The following is a 1,218-nucleotide window of genomic DNA, read 5'->3' on the forward strand; positions in this document are numbered from 1 at the left end:
TTGAACGCCCGCGGGGGAGCTCTAGTGGGTTAGGGCGCGGTTCTGGCCGATCCGCACGATCTTTCCCTCCTGTGCGGCCAGTTGGACGGCTTCGATCAGGGCCAGTGTTTTGGCGGCATCTTCCACCGTGACCAAGGGCTCAACTTCTCGGCGGGCGACGCTGATGAAATGCTTGAGTTGACTCGAATATGAGTCTCCTGCATCCCTTGGGTCGTAGCGGAGGCTAAGGGGCTGGGTCCAGTCGGAGGTCCCAGAATGGTAGTAGTGCCCCAGCTGCGGAAAGGCCAACGAGCCCTTGCTCCCGGCTATGGAGTAGCAGGAAGCTGTCGGGTTGAGCGGGAAGGTGGGGTCATCTTCTGTCGTTTGGTCCCATCCCCAGGGCGCGACCACGGAATCCGAGATGATGAATGAGCCCAAGGCGCCGTTCTCGAATTCGAAGATGACGCTGGCCGTGTCCTCGACTTCGTACCCACGGGCGTTGTTGCTGGTTCTGGCCTGAACGGACGTGATTTCGCCGCACATGTGCCGCAGCAGGTCAAGGTCGTGGACGAGATTAATCAACAGGACTCCGGCCCCTTTTTCCCGGCGCCAGGCCTGATCGAAGTAGCTGTCGGACTTCTTTGTTAGCCACATTCCATTGACTGCGACGAGCTGGCCGAGTTCTCCGGAATCGATAATGCCTTTGGCTGCACGGACAGCCGGGTGGTGACGGCGGTGGTGCCCAACCAGAATGGGCGCACCACCGGAAGACATGGCGGCAGCCAGCATGTTTGCCTCGTCTACCGAGGTCGCCACGGGCTTCTCCAAGAGCGAAGCGACACCAGCCTTAATGCAATCCAGGGCCGTCGTGACGTGGAATGCGTTGGGACTGGCGATGATGACTGCGTCGAGGTTGTCCATCGCAAGCAGTTGGGCCTGGTCTGTGAAGTACGGGACCCCATAATCGACGGCAAGTTGCCCGCTAACCGGATCCGCAACACCAACAAGTTCTGCGTTCTCCTCCCGGCTGATGAACAGGGCGTGCTGACGGCCCATGGTTCCGGCACCTATGATGCCAATTCTTACCGGCGGAAGGATGGGATTCTTTGACATGATTGGCTGATCTTTCAGGGTTGAGGTTACTTACGGTCACGAATGGGAGACGGGAGACGAGGTGCGCTGGCCAAGGGGTCTGCCTTCGCGCGACTCCTGAGTCCCTTAATAGCGACCGCGAGGATC

Annotated in this window: 1 protein-coding gene; it reads right to left on the reverse strand. The window is 59.6% G+C overall.

All coding sequences use genetic code 11. The features are described from left to right. Positions 1 to 21: 21 nt before the first annotated feature. Positions 22 to 1,092 carry a Gfo/Idh/MocA family protein gene (locus ACFC25_RS22690; protein ID WP_376049359.1) on the reverse strand — a complete coding sequence of 357 codons (1,071 nt, stop codon included), beginning with the start codon at positions 1,090 to 1,092 and terminating at the stop codon, positions 22 to 24. Positions 1,093 to 1,218 lie beyond the last annotated feature (126 nt).

Source organism: Pseudarthrobacter sp. NPDC055928 (assembly GCF_042270935.1).
Lineage (GTDB): Bacteria > Actinomycetota > Actinomycetes > Actinomycetales > Micrococcaceae > Arthrobacter.